At 70.3% G+C, this 16,380-nt stretch carries 9 protein-coding genes and 8 pseudogenes; 6 read left to right on the top strand and 11 right to left on the bottom strand.

The features are described 5' to 3' along the window. Positions 1–143: 143 nt before the first annotated feature. Both ACQEV2_RS03765 and ACQEV2_RS03770 read right to left on the bottom strand, forming a co-directional pair. A complete protein-coding gene (locus tag ACQEV2_RS03765) occupies positions 144–1,397 on the bottom strand; it encodes an SLC13 family permease (protein ID WP_433036491.1) in 1,254 nt (417 codons plus the stop codon). A 110-nt stretch (positions 1,398–1,507) separates the two neighbouring features. Beyond that, positions 1,508–2,629 carry a PrpF domain-containing protein gene (locus ACQEV2_RS03770; protein ID WP_433036493.1) on the bottom strand — a complete coding sequence of 374 codons (1,122 nt, stop codon included), beginning with the start codon at positions 2,627–2,629 and terminating at the stop codon, positions 1,508–1,510. A gap of 170 nt (positions 2,630–2,799) precedes the next feature. Between ACQEV2_RS03770 and ACQEV2_RS03775 the strand changes: the two genes are divergently transcribed. Then, positions 2,800–3,753 carry a LysR family transcriptional regulator gene (locus tag ACQEV2_RS03775; RefSeq protein WP_433036495.1) on the top strand — a complete coding sequence of 318 codons (954 nt, stop codon included), beginning with the start codon at positions 2,800–2,802 and terminating at the stop codon, positions 3,751–3,753. Positions 3,754–4,129: 376 nt separating this feature from the next. After that, positions 4,130–4,294 (top strand): annotated as a pseudogene (locus tag ACQEV2_RS03780) (MFS transporter); the annotation flags it as partial. Between the two features lie 832 nt (positions 4,295–5,126). On the opposite strand, the pseudogene ACQEV2_RS03785 reads toward ACQEV2_RS03780, so the two are convergent. Next, a pseudogene (locus ACQEV2_RS03785) lies at positions 5,127–5,429 on the bottom strand (sugar ABC transporter permease); the annotation flags it as partial. A 2-nt stretch (positions 5,430–5,431) separates the two neighbouring features. Continuing rightward, positions 5,432–5,659, bottom strand: a pseudogene (locus ACQEV2_RS03790) (Tat pathway signal sequence domain protein); the annotation flags it as partial. Between the two features lie 220 nt (positions 5,660–5,879). Between ACQEV2_RS03790 and ACQEV2_RS03795 the strand changes: the two are divergent. Further along, positions 5,880–8,333 carry a SpoIIE family protein phosphatase gene (locus tag ACQEV2_RS03795; protein ID WP_433036497.1) on the top strand — a complete coding sequence of 818 codons (2,454 nt, stop codon included), beginning with the start codon at positions 5,880–5,882 and terminating at the stop codon, positions 8,331–8,333. A 208-nt stretch (positions 8,334–8,541) separates the two neighbouring features. Here ACQEV2_RS03795 and ACQEV2_RS03800 read toward each other — a convergent pair whose 3' ends face one another. After that, positions 8,542–9,408 carry an SGNH/GDSL hydrolase family protein gene (locus ACQEV2_RS03800; RefSeq protein WP_433054179.1) on the bottom strand — a complete coding sequence of 289 codons (867 nt, stop codon included), beginning with the start codon at positions 9,406–9,408 and terminating at the stop codon, positions 8,542–8,544. After that, a pseudogene (locus tag ACQEV2_RS03805) lies at positions 9,398–9,832 on the bottom strand (phytanoyl-CoA dioxygenase family protein); the annotation flags it as partial. The pseudogene ACQEV2_RS03805 and the gene ACQEV2_RS03800, both read right to left, overlap by 11 nt. 83 nt (positions 9,833–9,915) lie before the next feature. On the opposite strand from ACQEV2_RS03805, the pseudogene ACQEV2_RS03810 reads away from it, so the two are divergent. Next, positions 9,916–10,029 (top strand): annotated as a pseudogene (locus ACQEV2_RS03810) (AraC family transcriptional regulator); the annotation flags it as partial. Between the two features lie 301 nt (positions 10,030–10,330). Continuing rightward, positions 10,331–10,662 (top strand): annotated as a pseudogene (locus ACQEV2_RS03815) (IS110 family transposase); the annotation flags it as partial. A gap of 27 nt (positions 10,663–10,689) precedes the next feature. On the opposite strand, the pseudogene ACQEV2_RS03820 reads toward ACQEV2_RS03815, so the two are convergent. Both ACQEV2_RS03820 and ACQEV2_RS03825 read right to left on the bottom strand, forming a co-directional pair. After that, a pseudogene (locus tag ACQEV2_RS03820) lies at positions 10,690–10,953 on the bottom strand (hypothetical protein); the annotation flags it as partial. Positions 10,954–10,960: 7 nt separating this feature from the next. Further along, positions 10,961–11,050: pseudogene (locus ACQEV2_RS03825) on the bottom strand (IS5/IS1182 family transposase); the annotation flags it as partial. Between the two features lie 475 nt (positions 11,051–11,525). Between ACQEV2_RS03825 and ACQEV2_RS03830 the strand changes: the two are divergent. Next, positions 11,526–12,911: an MFS transporter gene (locus ACQEV2_RS03830; protein ID WP_433036499.1), complete on the top strand. Its 1,386-nt coding sequence runs from the start codon at positions 11,526–11,528 to the stop codon at positions 12,909–12,911. Between the two features lie 65 nt (positions 12,912–12,976). On the opposite strand, the gene ACQEV2_RS03835 is transcribed toward ACQEV2_RS03830, so the two are convergent. The 3 genes from ACQEV2_RS03835 to ACQEV2_RS03845 form a co-directional block, all read right to left on the bottom strand. After that, positions 12,977–14,923, bottom strand: a complete 1,947-nt coding sequence (locus tag ACQEV2_RS03835) for a helix-turn-helix domain-containing protein (RefSeq protein WP_433036501.1) — start codon at positions 14,921–14,923, stop codon at positions 12,977–12,979. A 76-nt stretch (positions 14,924–14,999) separates the two neighbouring features. Then, positions 15,000–15,809 (bottom strand): 3-hydroxybutyrate dehydrogenase, encoded by an 810-nt coding sequence (locus ACQEV2_RS03840; protein ID WP_433036503.1) that lies wholly within the window; start codon positions 15,807–15,809, stop codon positions 15,000–15,002. A 54-nt stretch (positions 15,810–15,863) separates the two neighbouring features. Continuing rightward, on the bottom strand, positions 15,864–16,343 hold the full coding sequence (locus ACQEV2_RS03845) for an NUDIX hydrolase (RefSeq protein ID WP_433036504.1): 480 nt from the start codon (positions 16,341–16,343) through the stop codon (positions 15,864–15,866). Positions 16,344–16,380: the final 37 nt, after the last annotated feature.

The following is a 16,380-nucleotide window of genomic DNA, read 5'->3' on the forward strand; positions in this document are numbered from 1 at the left end:
GTCGAGGGCGGCCCTCGAGCGGAGTGCTAGCTGAAGGGAGCGGCGCGCGGCGTCGCCCCCCTGGTCCTGCACCCAGATCAGCGGGGAAGGCGCCGTGCGTCGTCCGGCTCGGCGCCCTCCGCTGTCCTTCGTCGGTCTTTGCGCTACGACCAGGGCAGGACCAGGGCGCCCCAGGCGACGATGGGGCCGAGGGCGACGATTCCGCCGGTGTAGCCGATGACCTGGCGGTAGAAGCGGCGGGTGTCCACCCCGCGGGCGTTGCTGAGGACGAGTGCTCCGTTGGTCGAGAAGGGAGAGGTGTCGACGATCGTCGTGGAGACGGCGAGCGCGGCGATCAGTCCGGCGGCGCTGAGATGGCTGGAGAGCAGCAGCGGTACGGCGATGGGGATGATCGCGGTGAGGATCGCCGTGGACGAGGCGAAGGCGGAGGTGATGGCCACGGTGAAGCACAGCAGCAGGGCGACGACGAGGGGGGCGCCCAGGCCCGCGGCGTGTTCGGAGATCTCCTCGATGATGCCGGCCTTCTCCAGCATCGCGATGTACGTCATCATGCCCGCGACCAGAAGCAGGGTGGACCAGCTGACACCGTCCACGGCCTTCTCCTGCCGCTTCATGTCCACCAGGGCCAGCAGGGCACCGGCAGCCAGCGCGAGGAAGCCGATCTCCAGGTGGAAGCCGAGCGCGCCGACGACGAGGGCCACCAGAGAGGCGAGGGTGAGCCACTGCCGCCAGTCGGGCCTGGCAGAGACGGCGAGATCCTCGTCGTCGGCTGCCTCCGCGGAGCCCTCGGCCAGCGGGGCGGGACGCTTGGCGAGCAGGGCGTAGGTGAGGATCGAGAGCAGCAGGTTGATCACGAAGCTGGCGGTGAACAGCGCGACGGCGGAGACCTGCAGATCGGTCTTGTCGACGAGGCCGAGCACCAGCGCACCGGAGACGGCCAGCGGGGAGAACGCGCCCGCGTGCCCGCCGCTGATCACCATCATGCCGACGACCAGCGGGTTGAGCTTGTAGCGGTAGGCGAAGTTCATGCCGATCGGCGCGAGGATCGCCACCGCGGCCGGGGTGAACGTACCGAACGCCGTCAGCAGGGCGGCCACCAGGAACAGCACCCAGGGGATCAGCGCGACCTTGCCGCGTACCAGCCGCACCCCGGCCGCGACGAGCCAGTCGATGGTGCCGTTGCGGCGGGCGACGGAGAACAGGTAGGTGACTCCGACGATGGTGACGAAGAGCTTCGCCGGGAACCCCTCGAAGATCTCGTCCTCGGTGAGGCCGAGCGAGGCGGTCCCGACCGCGAAGGTGGCGACGAAGGCGAGGATGCCCAGGTTGATCGGCAGCACGGTGCCGACCACGAACATCACCAGCAGGGCGCCTATGGAGATCACTTCAGCAGACATCTTTGTCCTTGGTGCGGCGGGGACGGGGTGGCGCGCCCCGAGGGGGGCGCGAGGGTATCCCGGTTCGGACGGCTTGGAGCCGGCCCGACCGAGGTGATGTTCGTCGCGGCTCAGGCGGCTTCCGTGCTGCCTGCTTGCGGTACGTAGATTCGGGCGTCGGCGAGCAGACGGGCCGCGCGCTGCACGGTGACCCGGTGCGGCAGGCCGTCCCTCACATCGGTGCAGCGGACCGCGACGACGCCGGCGGGCGTGCCGAGGCGCAGCCACTCGTCGGTCGGGCCGCCCGTGGTCCGGGAGACCACGGACCCCTCCAGCAGCCCGGCCGCCGCGACGGCGACGGCGGAGGTCAGGCCGATCGCGGGGTGCGGGGCGTTCATGCTGAGCATGCGCACCGACACGTCGTAGTCCTCGGCACCGATCGGTTCACCGAGGGTGGTGGTGTACGGCACCGGCGGGCCCACCAGGCCCACCTTGGGCACCGCGTCCCCCGGTTCCTCACCGGGCTGGAGCAGCCCCATCAGGGGTGCGGCGGTATGACGGACGGTGCGCAGCCAGGCGACGTCCGCGCTCATCCGCTCCAGTGACTCGGCACCGGTACGCCCGGCACTGGCGGCGTCGACAAGGACGACCGGGGCTCCCGCGGTCACCATGCTCACGCGCACCGGCTCGGCGGCGCCGACCCGCAGGTCCTGGGCGGCCTGGCCGGTGGGGAGCAGCGAGCCGGTGGTGCCACCGGCCGGATCGCGGAAGGTGAGGCCGACCGCGACCCCCCCGGCCCGGGTGCCGGGTACCGTTTGGCGGCCGAAGTGGTGCACTACGCCTCCGGGTGTGTCGACGATCCCTTCGAGGACCGCGCCCGTATTGGTGTTGCGCATCACCACGCGCGTCCGGTCACCGGTGACCGGAACCATTCCTTTGGTCACCGCGTACAGGGCGACGCCGGTGGCGCAGTTGCCGCAGTTGCTCGTCCACTCCACCGAGCCCGTCCCGATGCCGACTTGAGCGAACAGGTAGTCGACGTCGACGCCGGGCTGGGGTGAGGCGCTGACCACAGCCGCTTTCGAGGTGGTGGGGGTCGCCCCGCCCACCCCGTCCAGCTCCACGGGGTCGGTGGCACCGTACGCGGCGACCAGCAGCCTTTCGAGGTCGCCACGGTCGGCGGGGACTTCGACCTGGTTGAACAGCCAGCACTTGCTGGTGCCGCCACGCACCAGGGTCGCGGGAATGTGCACGTCTGAGGCTCTTCCTGGATCAACGAAGGTAGGGAAAGGGCCGGAGCAGCGGTTACGGGCGCATTGCGGGCCGGTGACCGCTCGGCGATTGCGGAGACCTTCGCAGAGGCATGACTTCGGAACAATCGCAGTTCGCTTCACCTGGGTTTAGCTCAGCTAAAGTCGCCGGCATGCTCAACGTGCGCCGTCTGTTGCTGCTCACCGAGGCCACCGAACGCGGTTCACTCACTGCCGCGGCGGAAGCCCTCGGCATGACCACCTCCGCCGCCTCCCAGCAGATGTCCCTGCTGGAGCAGGAGGCGGGCCAGCCCCTCATCGAGCGGCTGCCGCGCGGTATCCGCCCCACCCCGGCGGGTGCCGCGCTGGCCGGGCGAGGTCAGGCGATCCGCCGTGAACTGCGCGCAGCGCAAGCCGACTTGGACTCGTTCACGGCCCTCGACCAGGGCACCTTGCGGCTCGGTTCCTTCCCTACGGCGAGCGCGTCCCTGCTGCCGCTCGCGCTCACCCGCTTCCGCCGCCGCCACACCGGAATCCGCATCGAGGTACGCGCCGGAGTCCTCGCGGAGCTCAGGGAGATGCTGCACACCGGCGAGGTGGAGCAGGGGCTGCTCTGGGACTACGAATGGAACCGCCTCGACGATCCGGCGCTCGCCCTCACCCACCTGCTGGACGACCCCACGGTGCTGGTCGTCCCCGCCGACTCACCCCTGCGCACACATCCCTCCGTGCGCCTCGGCGACCTCGCCGACCAGGAGTGGATCATCCGCGCCGACAACCACCCCGTCGCCGACGTCCTGCGCCGAAGCTGTCGCCAGGCGGGGTTCGAGCCGCGCATCGCCTACTCGTCGCACGACTACCAGGAGGCGCAGGCCATGGTCGCCGCCGGTCTCGGCATCGCGCTGGCACCCCGCCTGGCCCTCACCAGCCGACGCAGCGACGTACGCCTCCTGCCGTTCGCCTCCGACGTCCCCGCCCCCACCCGCCGCATCCTCCTCGCCCGCGCCACGGCACGCCCCGCCACCCCACCCGCCCAGGCGATGGCCCGCGTCCTGCGTACGGTGGCGCAGCGATTCACCACCCCAGACCTGCACCGGGCCCAGCTCGGGGCGGTCCGGCGGAACTGACGGCGCGGCCACAGCGGGTCCAGCCGGTACTCGGCGCACAGATGGCGAAGGACAAGGTGGAGCCGCCGACCACTGTTGTCGTCGACGGCGGCAAAGGGCAGGTCCTCGGGACGGCCTCGTGGGATGCAAGGCGCAGAGAGCGACAGCAACGCTCGGGGTATCGGGGTCAGCATCAACAAGTAACCGGTGTGGACCTGTTGGTGTGGGCGCCCGCACCATCGACCAGACCCGCGGCGGGCGAGACTCGGCCCGATGAGATGTCCAGGTCTGGCCGACCACGGCCAAACGGAGGCCGGTCACTGACGGGACCTCGGAGAATGACGGACACCTCCATGACCGATCTCATCTCCCTGGTCCTGACCCGCCGAACCATCCGGTCCTGACCCAACTCACCTTCAGCATCAGCTTCTACGCCGTCCTGCCGTTACTGGCCGAGCACCTCGGCACCGCGTTCGGCATGGCGGGGTGGATGGTCGGCTTCGTCCCGGGCCTGCGGACCTTCAGCCAGCAGGGCCTCTTCGTGGTCGGCGGAACACTCAGTAGTTCCCGTTTCCGGTACGCCGGGTCAGCGTAAAAGCGACGTCTTTTCACAGGTGGACAATTCAGCAAATGACAGACGGTCGCGACGTTGCTGCGCCGAGGCGGCGGAAGTGGGTGGGCTACCTGGTCTCGAACCGGTCCGGACGCACGAAGGCCAGGCCCTCGATGGTCTGTTTGCCGAGCGCCTCGTGCGCGGCGATGTGGCCATAGCCGGTGGCCATCTTGAAGCCCCATCCCGGAGAATCCGGTGGCGCAGTAGACCCTGCTGTTCTCGTCCAGCCAGCCGAGGAGGGGATGCCTGTCCTCGGTGAAGAGGTCGGGGAAGGCATCGGAGCGCACGATGGTGGGGATCAGGCCGGGAAGAAGTGGGTGACGATCTCGGTGACCTTTTCGACTTCTTGCGGGGTGAGTTTCCTGGGCACGGAGTCCGGGTCGGGAGTTTCCCTTCCGCGTCCGTCCAGTGGTCCGTCCACCGATGCCTTGACCGTCACGCCGTCGACGGCGGGCGCGCCGTACAGGGAGCGATCGCCGTACAGCCGACTGAAGACGGGGAAGTTCTCCGGCGAGAACTGCGTGCTCCCGGCTGAGGACGTAGTACTCGGCTCCGTTGAGGCGCGTTGTCTCGATGAGGCAGTTGATGAAGCTGCCGTTCGCCGTCCCGATGGACAGGCCCCGGTAGACGTGAGGATTTCCTGCACGGTTTCCGCTTCGAGCTCGGCCCAGAGGCTGCGTGAGCGTTCCAGAATGGGGTAGTAGTCGGGCTTCCCGAAGTGGACCATGCGGAACAGGCGGGTGTCCCCGCCCACGGCACTGCGGCCGTGGGCGGGGGTGCAGGGACCGTGGAACATCGCCGTGACGCCGTTGTCCGCGGCGTACGGGTCGTAGTCCTGGAAGGCGACGACGTCGCCGAGCAGCGGGACGTAGTTGAAGAGCAGGAGCAGGATGATGATGGGCAACGTCATCAGGATGAGCGCGCGGTCGCGGCGCCACCGGACCCGGAAGGGAACCTTGCCCGCCTTGCCGGCCCTGCGCGGCGCACTCTCCTTCACGGTGGCTGTGGTGACCGCGGCCGTCGGTTCCTCGACCGCCGCGGGGGGACGTGTCCCGTCGGGCCTGCTCCCGGCCGTGAGAGACATCGGTTGCCGCTGCCGTTCTTGTCGATGAGCTGCTTGTACCAGTCGCGCAGCTTGTCGCCGCCGGAGGACTTTCACGTGGAGATGGCCTGCTGGACGTCGGACAGCTTCTTGTTGCCCCGCACGAAGTCGATCTCCAGCTGCTCGAACTGGCTGGCGAGGGCTGCGTAGCGGCTCGGCTCGCCGATGTTCATGCCGAACGTGGACGTCTTCTTCAGGAAGGCACCCTGCCGCGCCGACCTGACGGCCGGCCGGGCGGGCTGGAACTCGTTGAGGGGACGCGCAGGCCCCGGCCTCGGCCGCTCCGGCACCCCGCACCCGGCACCCGGCACCCGGCACCCCGAACGCACCAGCCGGAGCGCCGTGGAGCGGGGGCCGAATTAGGCTGGAAGCAGCCGCTGGAAACCAGCCTTGACGGGCACGGCTGTCCGGACGGAGGCGTGGTGCGTGGAGATGGCCGACAAGCAGGATGCCCCCACTGCCGCTGTCGTGGTGGACCCGGACGGCATGGTGAGCGGCTGGAGCCAGGGGGGCCGACTGCTGCTGGGCTGGACGGCGGAGGACACCGTCGGGCGCCCCGTGACCGACCTGCTGGTCGATCCCCCGCCACCCGGCTTCCCTGAGGGCTACGGCGCCGGCCCCGACCCCTCGGGGTTCATCCCCCTGCGCCACCGGGACGGTTCCACGGTGGACGCCGTGGTGACGGCTCACCCGCTGCTCGGCCCCGACGGGCGGGCGCTGGGCCACGTGGTGACCATCCAGCGTTGGGGACGCCGTCCGGTGATCGCCGACCGGGCCTTCGAGCAGTCTCCCTTCGCTCTGGGCGTTTACGACCCCGAGCTGCGGTTCCTGTGGATCAACGCCTCCTCGTGCCGGGTGATCGCGCACTCCGAGGAGCAGGTGCTCGGCAAGAAGTACCGCGAGGTGCTTCCCGAATTCGACCGCACGTTGTTTCCCGAACGGGACGACAAGCCCTACACCGACGCGCTCGCCCAAGTGGCGAGGACGGGCGAGCCCACGCGTCTGATCACCGTCTTCCGCCCGCGCGGCAGCGACTACGCCAACGCCTGGGCCACCAGCATCTGGCCCGTCCGGGATGCCGAGGGCAGGGTACGCGGGATCGCCAACTGGGGATTCGACATGAGCGCCGAGTACTGGGCTCGGCAACGCCTGCTCATCCTCAACCAGGCCAGCGGCGGCATCGGCCGGACACTCGACGTGATCGGCACCGCCCAGGAACTGGCCATGACCCCGGTGCCGAGATTCGTCGACCTCGTCAGCGTGGATCTCTTCGACGAGGTACTGGACGGAGAGGAACCGCCCTCCGTGTCCGCGTTCTCGCCCGGCGAGACGATCAGGCTCAGCCGTGCCGCCCAGCACAGCGCGAAGGACGGCGCCGACCGGGCTCCCGGGCCCACGAAGCCCGTCACGCACCGACCCGGTTCCGTCGCGGCCCGCTGCATGGCCACCGGCAGGTCCACAGTCGAGCTCGCCGCTGACCCCGGCCAGGGCGGCGAGTGGGCCTTCGGGCCTGGGCTCGCCGCCGACCCGGCCCATTGGCCATCGGGCAACCCGGTGATCGACGAGTCCATCGCCGCGGACGGGCTGACGGGCCGGATCACCGTGCCGCTCCGGGCGCGCGGCGCGCTGCTCGGCGTCGTCACCTTCTCCCGCCTCGACCGGCCCGAGGCCTTCACCGCCGACGACCTGATCCTCGCCGAGGAGCTGACCGCCAAGGCAGCCGTCGCCATCGACAACGCCCGCCGGTACTCACGCGAGCGCTCGACCGCGCTGACCCTGCAACGCAGCCTGCTGCCGCAGGGACTGCCGATCCAGGAGGCGGTCGAAGTGGCCTCCCGCTACCTGCCCGGCGGGACCGAGGCGGAAGTGGGCGGTGACTGGTTCGACGTCATTCCGCTGTCCGGCGCCCGGGTCGCCCTGGTCGTCGGCGATGTCGTCGGTCACGGACTGCACGCCTCGGCCAGCATGGGCCGGCTGCGTACGGCGGTCCGCACCCTCGCCGATGTCGACCTGCCGCCGGACGAGCTGCTGACCCACCTGGACGACCTGGTTCTCCACCTCGCCAGCGACCTCCAGCCCGACAGCCACTTCCAGCCCAGCGGCGAGTCCGGCGCCACCTGCCTGTACACCGTCTACGACCCTGTCTCCCGGCGCTTCACGCTGGCGAGCGCCGGCCATCCGCTGCCGCTGATCGTCTCTCCGGACGGCACCAGGACACCCGTAGCCGCACAGCCGGGACCGCCGCTCGGCATCGGTGGGCTGCCTTTCGAGGCCACCGAGCTCGAGCTGCCCGAAGGTAGCCTGCTCGCCCTCTACACCGACGGGCTGGTGGGAAGCCGCGAGCACGACGTCGACCAGCGGATCACCGAACTGCAGCGGGTCCTGGAACACTCGGCCACCTCACTGGAGGCCCTGTGCGACTCGGTGATGGACGTCATGCTCCCCGAACGCCGCACCGACGACGCCGCCCTGCTGCTCGCTCGCACTCACGCGCTGGATCCCCACCACGTCGCCGACTGGGACATCGAGCCCGACCCCGCGCAGGTACCGCGCGCCAGGAAGTTCGCTGTCGACCAGGTCGACGCCTGGGGCCTGGAGGAGGCGGCCTTCGTCACCGAACTGGTCGTCAGTGAGCTGGTCACCAACGCCATCAGATACGGCGAGCCGCCGCTCAGGCTGCGGCTGATTCGCGATACGTCCCTGATCTGCGAGGTCTCCGACGCCAGCAACACCGCTCCGCACCTGCGCCGGGCCCGCGCCTTCGACGAGGGCGGCCGCGGCCTGTTGCTCGTCGCCCAGCTCACCCAAGGGTGGGGCACCCGGCACACCACCAACGGCAAGACGATCTGGTGCGCGCAGACCCTCCCCCAGTCTGAGCCGCACTGAGATCCAAGCCCACGGACCGTCGCCGGCCGCGCGGCAGGGCACGGCAACGGCACCGCACCTAGGGTGCGGGAGCCCGCCGCCTCGCGAGGGCCGGCACCAGATCCGGGCGACGAGGCCTGGTCGCTGCATGGGTGGTGCGGCGCGCCGGACCGTTCAGGAGTCGGATGTCCCTGGTCGGGCCCGTGCTGCTCTTGGTCGGTCGGTGCCGTCACCAGCCTGTCGGCAGACCGGCGATGAACGAGGTGAGCCGGTCGGCGATGAGTCGGTCGTCATGGGCCGAGTAGTGCCAGTCGCAGCCGAGGAAGTCCAGGCCCGAGTCGTCGAGGAACCAGTAGCGGACCCGGCTGTCTCCCGCCTCGTTGCGTGCCTTGACCACCTGCTGGACGTGGCCGGCGTGCTGGCCGGCGCCGACCGCCACGATGGTCGTGTCGGCCCCGTAGCGCGACCGCAGCTTCTGGATGAAGTCGCCGTACGCGGAGCGGTAGCCGGCCGCGAGGCTGTCGGACGTCCACGGCTCACCGGGGTTGATGGCGGTCGAGAAGTCGTTGGTGCCGAGGTTGACCACCACGACCTGGGGGCGCCAGGAGCCCGGGTTCTGCCAGACGTCGCCGGGCACGTTCAGCAGGGCCCGATCGTAGGAGGTCCGGTAGGTGACGTCTGGGGAGCCTCCGTTGTAGTTGCGGACCATGCCAAGGCCCGAGTAGCCGTTGATCTGGTAATCGGCGTTCAGTTGCCGGGCGGTGAGGGCGCCGTAGCTCACGTCGGCGTTGGTGGTCCGCTTGACCTGGTCCCCGGTGCAGGTGCGGGAGGTCGAGAGGTTGCCGTAGCCCACCATGAGGGAGTCGCCGATGAACTCGATCTGGCGGTTGCGGGCGGCCGGCTTGCTCAGGACGGCACCGCCGGGCGCGGCGACGAAGCCTCCGAACGTGCTGGTGTCCCATGGGGTGTCGTTGCGCTTGACGAGCCGCACAGTGTGCGCGCTGTTGGACAGGCCGTTGATCCAGTGCGTGGTGTTGCCGGGTGTGACGAGTGCGGCGACGGTGGTTCCGCCGATCTGGACGTCGTCTGCGCAGATGGCTTCCGGGCACGCTGAGGGTGCCGCCCATCTCGGTGGTCACCTCGTGCGGGTAGTACATGAGCTGGATGTCGAACGCATCGGGCCGCACGTCGGTGATCGCGCCTCCGTGGAGCGGCTGCGCCTGTCCCTCGTGCGGCTCGCGCACATGCACCGCGTGGTGGTCGACGGTCGGTTCGGGGCCGACCAGGCTCTCGACGGCGCCTGCGACGACCGGCAGGGCGAGCAGCTCGTGGATGAAGGTGTCCTTCGCGAACGCCTCGCCCAGCGGAGTGCCGTAGGACACTTCCGGCAGGGCCTCGCTCAAGGCCGCGATGGCCCGTTCATTGATCTCCTGCGGCACCACCCCGTCCAGCCGCAGGAATCCCTGCGCGACGAAGCGCGCCACCTGAACCGACGTCAGGAGTTGCTTGCTGGTTGACATGCGACGAACGTACGTGTCCTGTCCGGCCCAGTCGTGGGCTGAAATCGTCCAGTGCTGGTAATTTTCCGTCCTCGTGAAGCACGGTGACACTCGCCGACCTCCAGGCCTTCAACAAGACCTGCCGCCGTGAACTCGGCGCGAGCCCGCGTGACGTACGTGCGGCTACCCCTGCGGGGCCGAACGGCCCAGGACCGTGAGCGGGCACCGGACGACAGCCGCCGCGGACAGGGCGGACAGGGCCGCGCCGCGCAACCTGATCATCCCTGAGCCGGCGAGGCACCTCACCGTGCGGAAGCGCGGCCCTGCTCGGCGAAGGCGCCGACCACGCCCCTGGCCCGGCCTCACCGAGGTCGCACGATCACTGGCCGGTGACGACGCCGGACAGCTCGTTCGTGCTCTCAGGCAGGGCCACGGACGTGACCTTCTTGCCAGATTCGATGTCGATGGCGTGCAGCATGCGCTTGCCCGACTCGGAGACGTACGCGGTGTGCTCACGGCGCCAAGCTACGGATCAGCGATGACAGTGCAGGTTTCCACACCCTGATGGAACTGCTTGCCCGACACGGCGACAGTGCCGAGGACCCAATCCCGGTCGCCATCGAGACCCCCGTGGGCTGCTCGTCGCCGGCTTGCGCGCCACCGGCCGCAGGATCGACGCGATCCACCCACTGGCCGCCGCCCGTTACCGCGATCGCGCCAGTGTCTCCCGAGTCAAGTCCGACGCAGCTGACGCCCGGGTCCTGGCCGACATTCTGCGGACCGACCGGCACGCCCACCGCCCCCTTCCTGACGACAGCGAAGCCGGGCAGGCCGTCACCGTCCTGGCCCGCGTGATTCTCACGCCGCACCCACGCCTGCGTCAGCGGCCCTTGATGGAGCCCGTGCCGGTCCGCGAGCGTGGTGAGGACGCGCTGACAGTCCACCGACAGCACCGACCAGGCCAGTCCCTCACGCCATACCGGCACCTGCGACTTCGGTCTCGCCGCCTGCCCGGGCGCCGGGCGCGGGTCCGTGTCCTGCGGGCCGGGGGCGGCCTCTTGATCAGCGATGTTGCCGTTGTCCGGAGCCAGGACGGTGCTCACCCGCCTGCGGGCGATCGCCCACTCCGCCCAGTCCGACATGAGATGTCTTCGACTGCTCGGCCACCGCCTGGTCACGCGTGGGCACCAAGGTGCCGTCCACAATGAGCACAGTGCCCTCACGGAACCGTCGGCGCGCGGCCGCAGCGCGAGCGGTACCTACTGGGACGACCACGCACCGAACCCAGTCCCGGCACCGCGCTCACCCGCCCAGAGACCGAGTCGCGTCGACCGGCTCGGCCTTCGTTCGGGCCACTTGCCGCAGCGAAGCTCAGGGCCCGATCCGCCCCTGATGCCCGAGTTCTACGGAGCGTAGTCAGCACCAAGTCAGCACGGGAGAGGCGAACACGGGTGATGACGTGGGAATTTAGTCAGCACCAAACCAGCACGGGAGTCAGCAGGCCACCGTCAAATCACCCTCAACTGCGCTTCCCGGACAGCACCAATTTCGCCCTCTCCTGACCTCTCAGCCGCCGCGCCGCGAGCAGGCATGGTGGCCCCACGCATAACCTCAGCCCGAACTATGTTGCCCCGCCACATGTGCGCCTGACCTGCGGATTCCTACGGTGTTCCGACACGAACCCGTCCCCACCGCACACGAGGAAGTGGCGCACATGGCCTCCGGAACCACCGCTCCCCCGCCCCCCGGCAACCTCAAGCGCATCGTCGCCGCCAGCCTCATCGGCACCACCATCGAGTGGTACGACTTCTTCCTCTACGGCTCCGCCGCCGCCCTCGTCTTCAACAAGCTGTTCTTCCCGAACAGCGACCCGCTCGTCGGCACCCTTCTGTCCTTCCTGACGTACGCCGTCGGATTCGCAGCCCGGCCGCTGGGCGCGCTGGTCTTCGGGCACTACGGTGACCGGCTCGGCCGCAAGAAGCTGCTGGTGCTGAGCCTGCTGTTGATGGGCGGGGCGACCTTCGCGATCGGGCTGCTGCCGACGTACGCGACCATCGGGTCCGCCGCGCCTGTGCTGTTGACCGTGTTGCGGCTGGTGCAGGGCTTCGCGCTGGGTGGTGAGTGGGGCGGGGCCGTGCTGCTCGTGTCCGAGCACGGGGACGCGCGGCGGCGCGGCTTCTGGGCCTCATGGCCGCAGACCGGTGCGCCTGCGGGGCAGCTGCTGGCGACCGGCGTGCTGTCCCTGCTGACGGCCGTGCTGTCGGACAGTGCTTTCGGCAGCTGGGGCTGGCGGATCCCGTTCCTGCTCTCCGGTGTGCTGGTGATCGTCGGTTTGTGGATTCGGCTCTCTGTCGATGAATCACCCGTCTTCCAGCAGGCGTTGGCGCATGCCGAGGCTCGTAAGGCGGCGCGCAAGGGCGATGTCGAGCGGCTGCCGCTGGTCTCCGTGCTGCGTCACCACTGGCGTGATGTCCTGGTGGCGATGGGCGCGCGTATGGCGGAGAACATCAGTTACTACGTCATCACCGCGTTCATCCTCGTCTACGCCACCACCTCGGCCGGCGTCTCCAAGCAGACCGCCCTCAACGCCGTGCTGATCGCCTCCGCCGTGCACTTCGCCGTCATCCCGGCCTGGGGCGCGCTGTCCGACCGCGTCGGCCGACGTCCCGTATACCTGCTGGGCGCCGTCGGCATCGGGCTGTGGATGTTCCCGTTCTTCTCGCTCATCGACACCGGCGGCTTCGGCAACCTGATCCTCGCCGTGACCGTGGGCCTGGTGCTGCATGGCGCCATGTACGCGCCGCAGGCCGCCTTCTTCTCCGAGATGTTCGCGACCCGGATGCGCTACTCCGGTGCCTCGATCGGCGCCCAGTTCGCCTCGGTCGCGGCAGGCGCCCCCGCGCCGCTGATCGCCACCGCGCTGCTGAACGACTACGGCAGCTCCACCCCGATCGCCCTGTACGTCATCGCCGCGGCCGTCCTGACGGTGATCGCGGTGGGCGTCGCGAAGGAGACCCGCCACCGGGATCTCGCCGACGTCACGCCGACCTCCGACGCGGAGCCTGCTACGGCCCGTGCGGCGGACGCGCACACGGTCTGACCGAGTCCTGGCCGTCACGGCCGAACCCGGTGCAACCCGCCCCCGTACGCCCGCGCGTACGGGGGTCAGCGCTGTGTCGACTCCGACAACCGGTGCAGCCGCAGGGCCAGTTGGATCTCCAGCGCGCGGGCGGGGCTCTGCCAGTCGTCGCCGAGGAGGCGGCCGACGCGCTCCAGGCGCTGGGCGACCGTGTTCACATGGACGTGCAGTTCGTCCTTGGTGCGGGCCGGGCTCATGCCGCAGGCGAAGTACGCGTCGAGGGTGCGCAGCAAGTCGGTGCCGCGCCGTTCGTCGTAGGCGACGACCTGGCCGATCGTGCGGCCGACGAAGCCCGCGATGTCCCGGTCCCCGGCCAGCAGCAGCCCGAGGAACCCGAAGTCCTCGGCGGCGGCGCCATCTCCGGAGCGGCCGAGCAGACGCAGGGCGTCGAGGCAGCGCCGGCCCTCTTCGTAGGCGGCGGCCACGGCGTCGGGGTGGGCGGCCAGGTCCTCGACGGGGGCGGAGGCGCCGACGGTGACCGCCTCGTGGACGGCCGTGCCGAGGTGCCGGGCGGTGCGGCGGGCGAGGGCGGTGGCCGTGTCCCCCGCTTCGAGCGGCAGGAGCAGCACCGTGCCGCCGTCGCGGGCGGCGGCCAGGCCGTGCCGGGTCGCGGCGAGGTGGGACGCGGCGGACCACAGACGTCTGCGGGCGGCCGCCTCCTGGTCGGCGTCGGCCGCGGCGGCGTCCAGGCGGGCGGCGAGGACGACATGGGTGGCGTCGAGGTCGGCGTCCAGCCGCGACGCGCGCTCGCGCAGCAGGCGGGGGTCGCGGTCGCGGGCGTCGAGCAGGTCGTCCAGCAGCTCGCCCCGGACGCGCTGTTCGGCCTCGGCGGCGGAGCGCCGGGCGAGGAGCAGTAGGGAGGTGACCATCGCGGCCCGCTCCAGGGTGCGCTGGTCGACGGGGTCGAGGCCGGGGTGCCCGCGCAGCACGAGCGCGCCGAGCAGTTCGCCGCCCGCGGCCACCGCGGCGATCCAGTCGTCGGCGTGCCGTACCGCATGGCCTTCGGCGCGGGAGGCCTCCAGCGCCCTCGCTGGTGCGTCCACGGCCTCCGTGAACTCGACCGTACCGTCGAGGACTTCGGAGACCGCGGCGGCCACGTCGTGCACCCCGCCGCCGCGCAGCACGAGTTCGGCGAGCCGGTCGTGCACGTCCGAGGCGCGTTCGATGACGCCGCTGCGGTCCTGGATGATCTCGTTGGCGCGTTCCAGGTCGGCCAGGGCCGAGCGCGTCTCGGTGAGCAGGTTCGCGGTGTCGATGGCGGCCGCGGCGAGAGCGGCGAAGGAGCCGAGCAGCGCGATCTGCTCCCGCTCGAAGACCCGGGCGCGCCGGTCCGCCGCGAAGAGGACCCCGATCACGTGGTGTCCCAGCATCAGGGGCACGCCGAGGATGGCGACCAGACCCTCGTCGCGCACGCCGGCGTCGATGGTGAGGGTGTGCTGGAAGCGGTCGTCCTTGAAGTAGTCGTCGGTGACATAAGGGCGGGCGGTCTGCGCGACGAGGCCGCCGAGGCCCTCGCCCATGCCGAGCCGCAGCTGCTGGAACCGGGCGGCGACCGAGCCCTCGGTCACCCGCATGTAGGTGTCGCCCCTGGCCGGGTCGTTCAGGCTGAGATAGGCGACGTCCGTGCCGAGCAGCGACCGGGCGCGCTGCACGATCGCCTGCAGTACGGCGTCCAGGTCGCGAAGGCCGGCCAGGTCGTGGGCCGTCTCGAAGAGGGCCGACAGCTCCGCCTCACGTCTGCGCCGTCCCTCCAGCTCGGAGCGCACACGCAGCGCGAGCAGCTTGGCCTGTTCGAGGGCGACGATCTGCTCGGCCGGTCTGCCCTCGGCGCGGGCGAGCAGCGCCGGCTGCTCGTAGGCGTCGGCGGACGCGCCCCGGGCCAGCAGCTCGAGGAACGGCGTCTCGGCGCTGTTCAGGGGCGCTGCGGCAGCGGTGGCGGAACGCTCGGCGGACTGCACGTGATCGCGGGACATGCCCACAGGATTGCTCATCCCACTGCCACTCCGTCAGCCCTGTGGATAAGTCGGAACCCGCCCCGGCGCGGGCCGGTCAGTGCGCGGTCCAGCCACCGTCGAGCACGAGCGAGGTACCCGTCACGAAGGATGCCTGCGGGCTGCACAGATACGCGACGGCCTCCGCGACCTCCTCCGGTTCGATGAGCCGCTTGACCGCGCTGTCCTGCAGCAGCACCTCGGACAGCACCCGCTCCTCGGGAATACCGTGCGCCCGGGCCTGGTCGGCGAGCTGCTTCTCGACCAGTGGGGTGCGCACATAGGCGGGGTTCACACAGTTCGAGGTGACGCCATGGGGTGCCCCCTCCAGGGCGGCGGTCTTGGAGAGTCCTTCCAGACCATGTTTGGCGGCCACATAGGCCGACTTGAAAGCAGAGGCGCGCAGCCCATGGACGGAGGACACATTCACGATCCGGCCCCAGCCCTGCCCGTACATATGAGGCAGGGCGCCACGAATGAGCCGGAAGGGGGCCTCCAGCATCACGGTGAGCACCGTGTGGAAGACGTCGGGCGGGAACTCCTCGAGGGGGCGCACGAGTTGCAGCCCGGCGTTGTTGACGAGGACGTCGGTGCCGGCGGCGGCGAGTTCGGCGGCGTCCAGGTCGGTGAGGTCGAGGACGTGCGGCTCGACGGTGCCCGGCAGGGTTCGCGCCTCCTCGGCGAGCGCCTCCAGGCCCGTGGCGTCCCGGTCGACCGCTCTCACCTTGGCCCCTGCGGCAGCGAGCCGCAGCGCGCAGGCACGACCGATACCACCGGCGGCGCCGGTGACGAGGGCGGTGCGGCCGCCGAGGTCGAGCGAGGAGGGCCGGGAGGAGCCGTGGGCCGGGAGAGCGCTGGGCGGGGTCATGGTTCGACCCTAGGCAGCACCCTCACCAGCCCACATATGGTCACAGCCCATAGTTCAGTTCGAACTCATGGGTTCGAACCACGTGGGTTCATCCGACAGTGCCTGCTTGATCCGGAACAGCTGACGTTCGTCCATCGCGGGCAGCGCGTCCACCTCGAACCAGCCCACCTGCAGGGACTCGTCGTCGTTCACCCGTGCCTCGCCGCCGACGGCCCGGCAGCGGAAGGTGATGTCCATGAACTGGCACATGTCGCCGTTGGGATAGGTGACCTCGCTGCCGGACCTGACCAGGACGACTCGTTCGGCGACGCATCGGACGCCCGTCTCCTCGTACACCTCCCGCACGGCGCAGGCCGCCGGCTGCTCCCCCGGGTCCGGGATGCCGTTGATCACCGTCCACTTGCGGTTGTCCGCACGCTGCCCCAGCAGGACCCGCCCCTCGTCGTCGAGGACGACGGCGCTGACCCCGGGAAGCCACAGGAGTTGGTGGCCGGCGGAGGCCCGGATCGCACGGATGAAGTCAGGAGTAGCCATGGCCCGACCTTAACGGGCACATGGCGGCGCCCCCGGC

The organism is Streptomyces sp. CA-251387, from assembly GCF_050936625.1.
Taxonomy (GTDB): domain Bacteria; phylum Actinomycetota; class Actinomycetes; order Streptomycetales; family Streptomycetaceae; genus Streptomyces.

Excerpts from the sequence above, each read along its gene's own strand:
- ACQEV2_RS03765 (WP_433036491.1), bottom strand. The coding sequence starts at position 1,397 with ATGTCTGCTGAAGTGATCTCCATAGGCGCCCTGCTGGTGATGTTCGTG.
- ACQEV2_RS03835 (WP_433036501.1), bottom strand. The coding sequence starts at position 14,923 with ATGTCCCGCGATCACGTGCAGTCCGCCGAGCGTTCCGCCACCGCTGCC.
- ACQEV2_RS03775 (WP_433036495.1), top strand. The coding sequence starts at position 2,800 with ATGCTCAACGTGCGCCGTCTGTTGCTGCTCACCGAGGCCACCGAACGC.
- ACQEV2_RS03830 (WP_433036499.1), top strand. The coding sequence starts at position 11,526 with ATGGCCTCCGGAACCACCGCTCCCCCGCCCCCCGGCAACCTCAAGCGC.
- ACQEV2_RS03845 (WP_433036504.1), bottom strand. The coding sequence starts at position 16,343 with ATGGCTACTCCTGACTTCATCCGTGCGATCCGGGCCTCCGCCGGCCAC.
- ACQEV2_RS03795 (WP_433036497.1), top strand. The coding sequence starts at position 5,880 with ATGGCCGACAAGCAGGATGCCCCCACTGCCGCTGTCGTGGTGGACCCG.
- ACQEV2_RS03840 (WP_433036503.1), bottom strand. The coding sequence starts at position 15,809 with ATGACCCCGCCCAGCGCTCTCCCGGCCCACGGCTCCTCCCGGCCCTCC.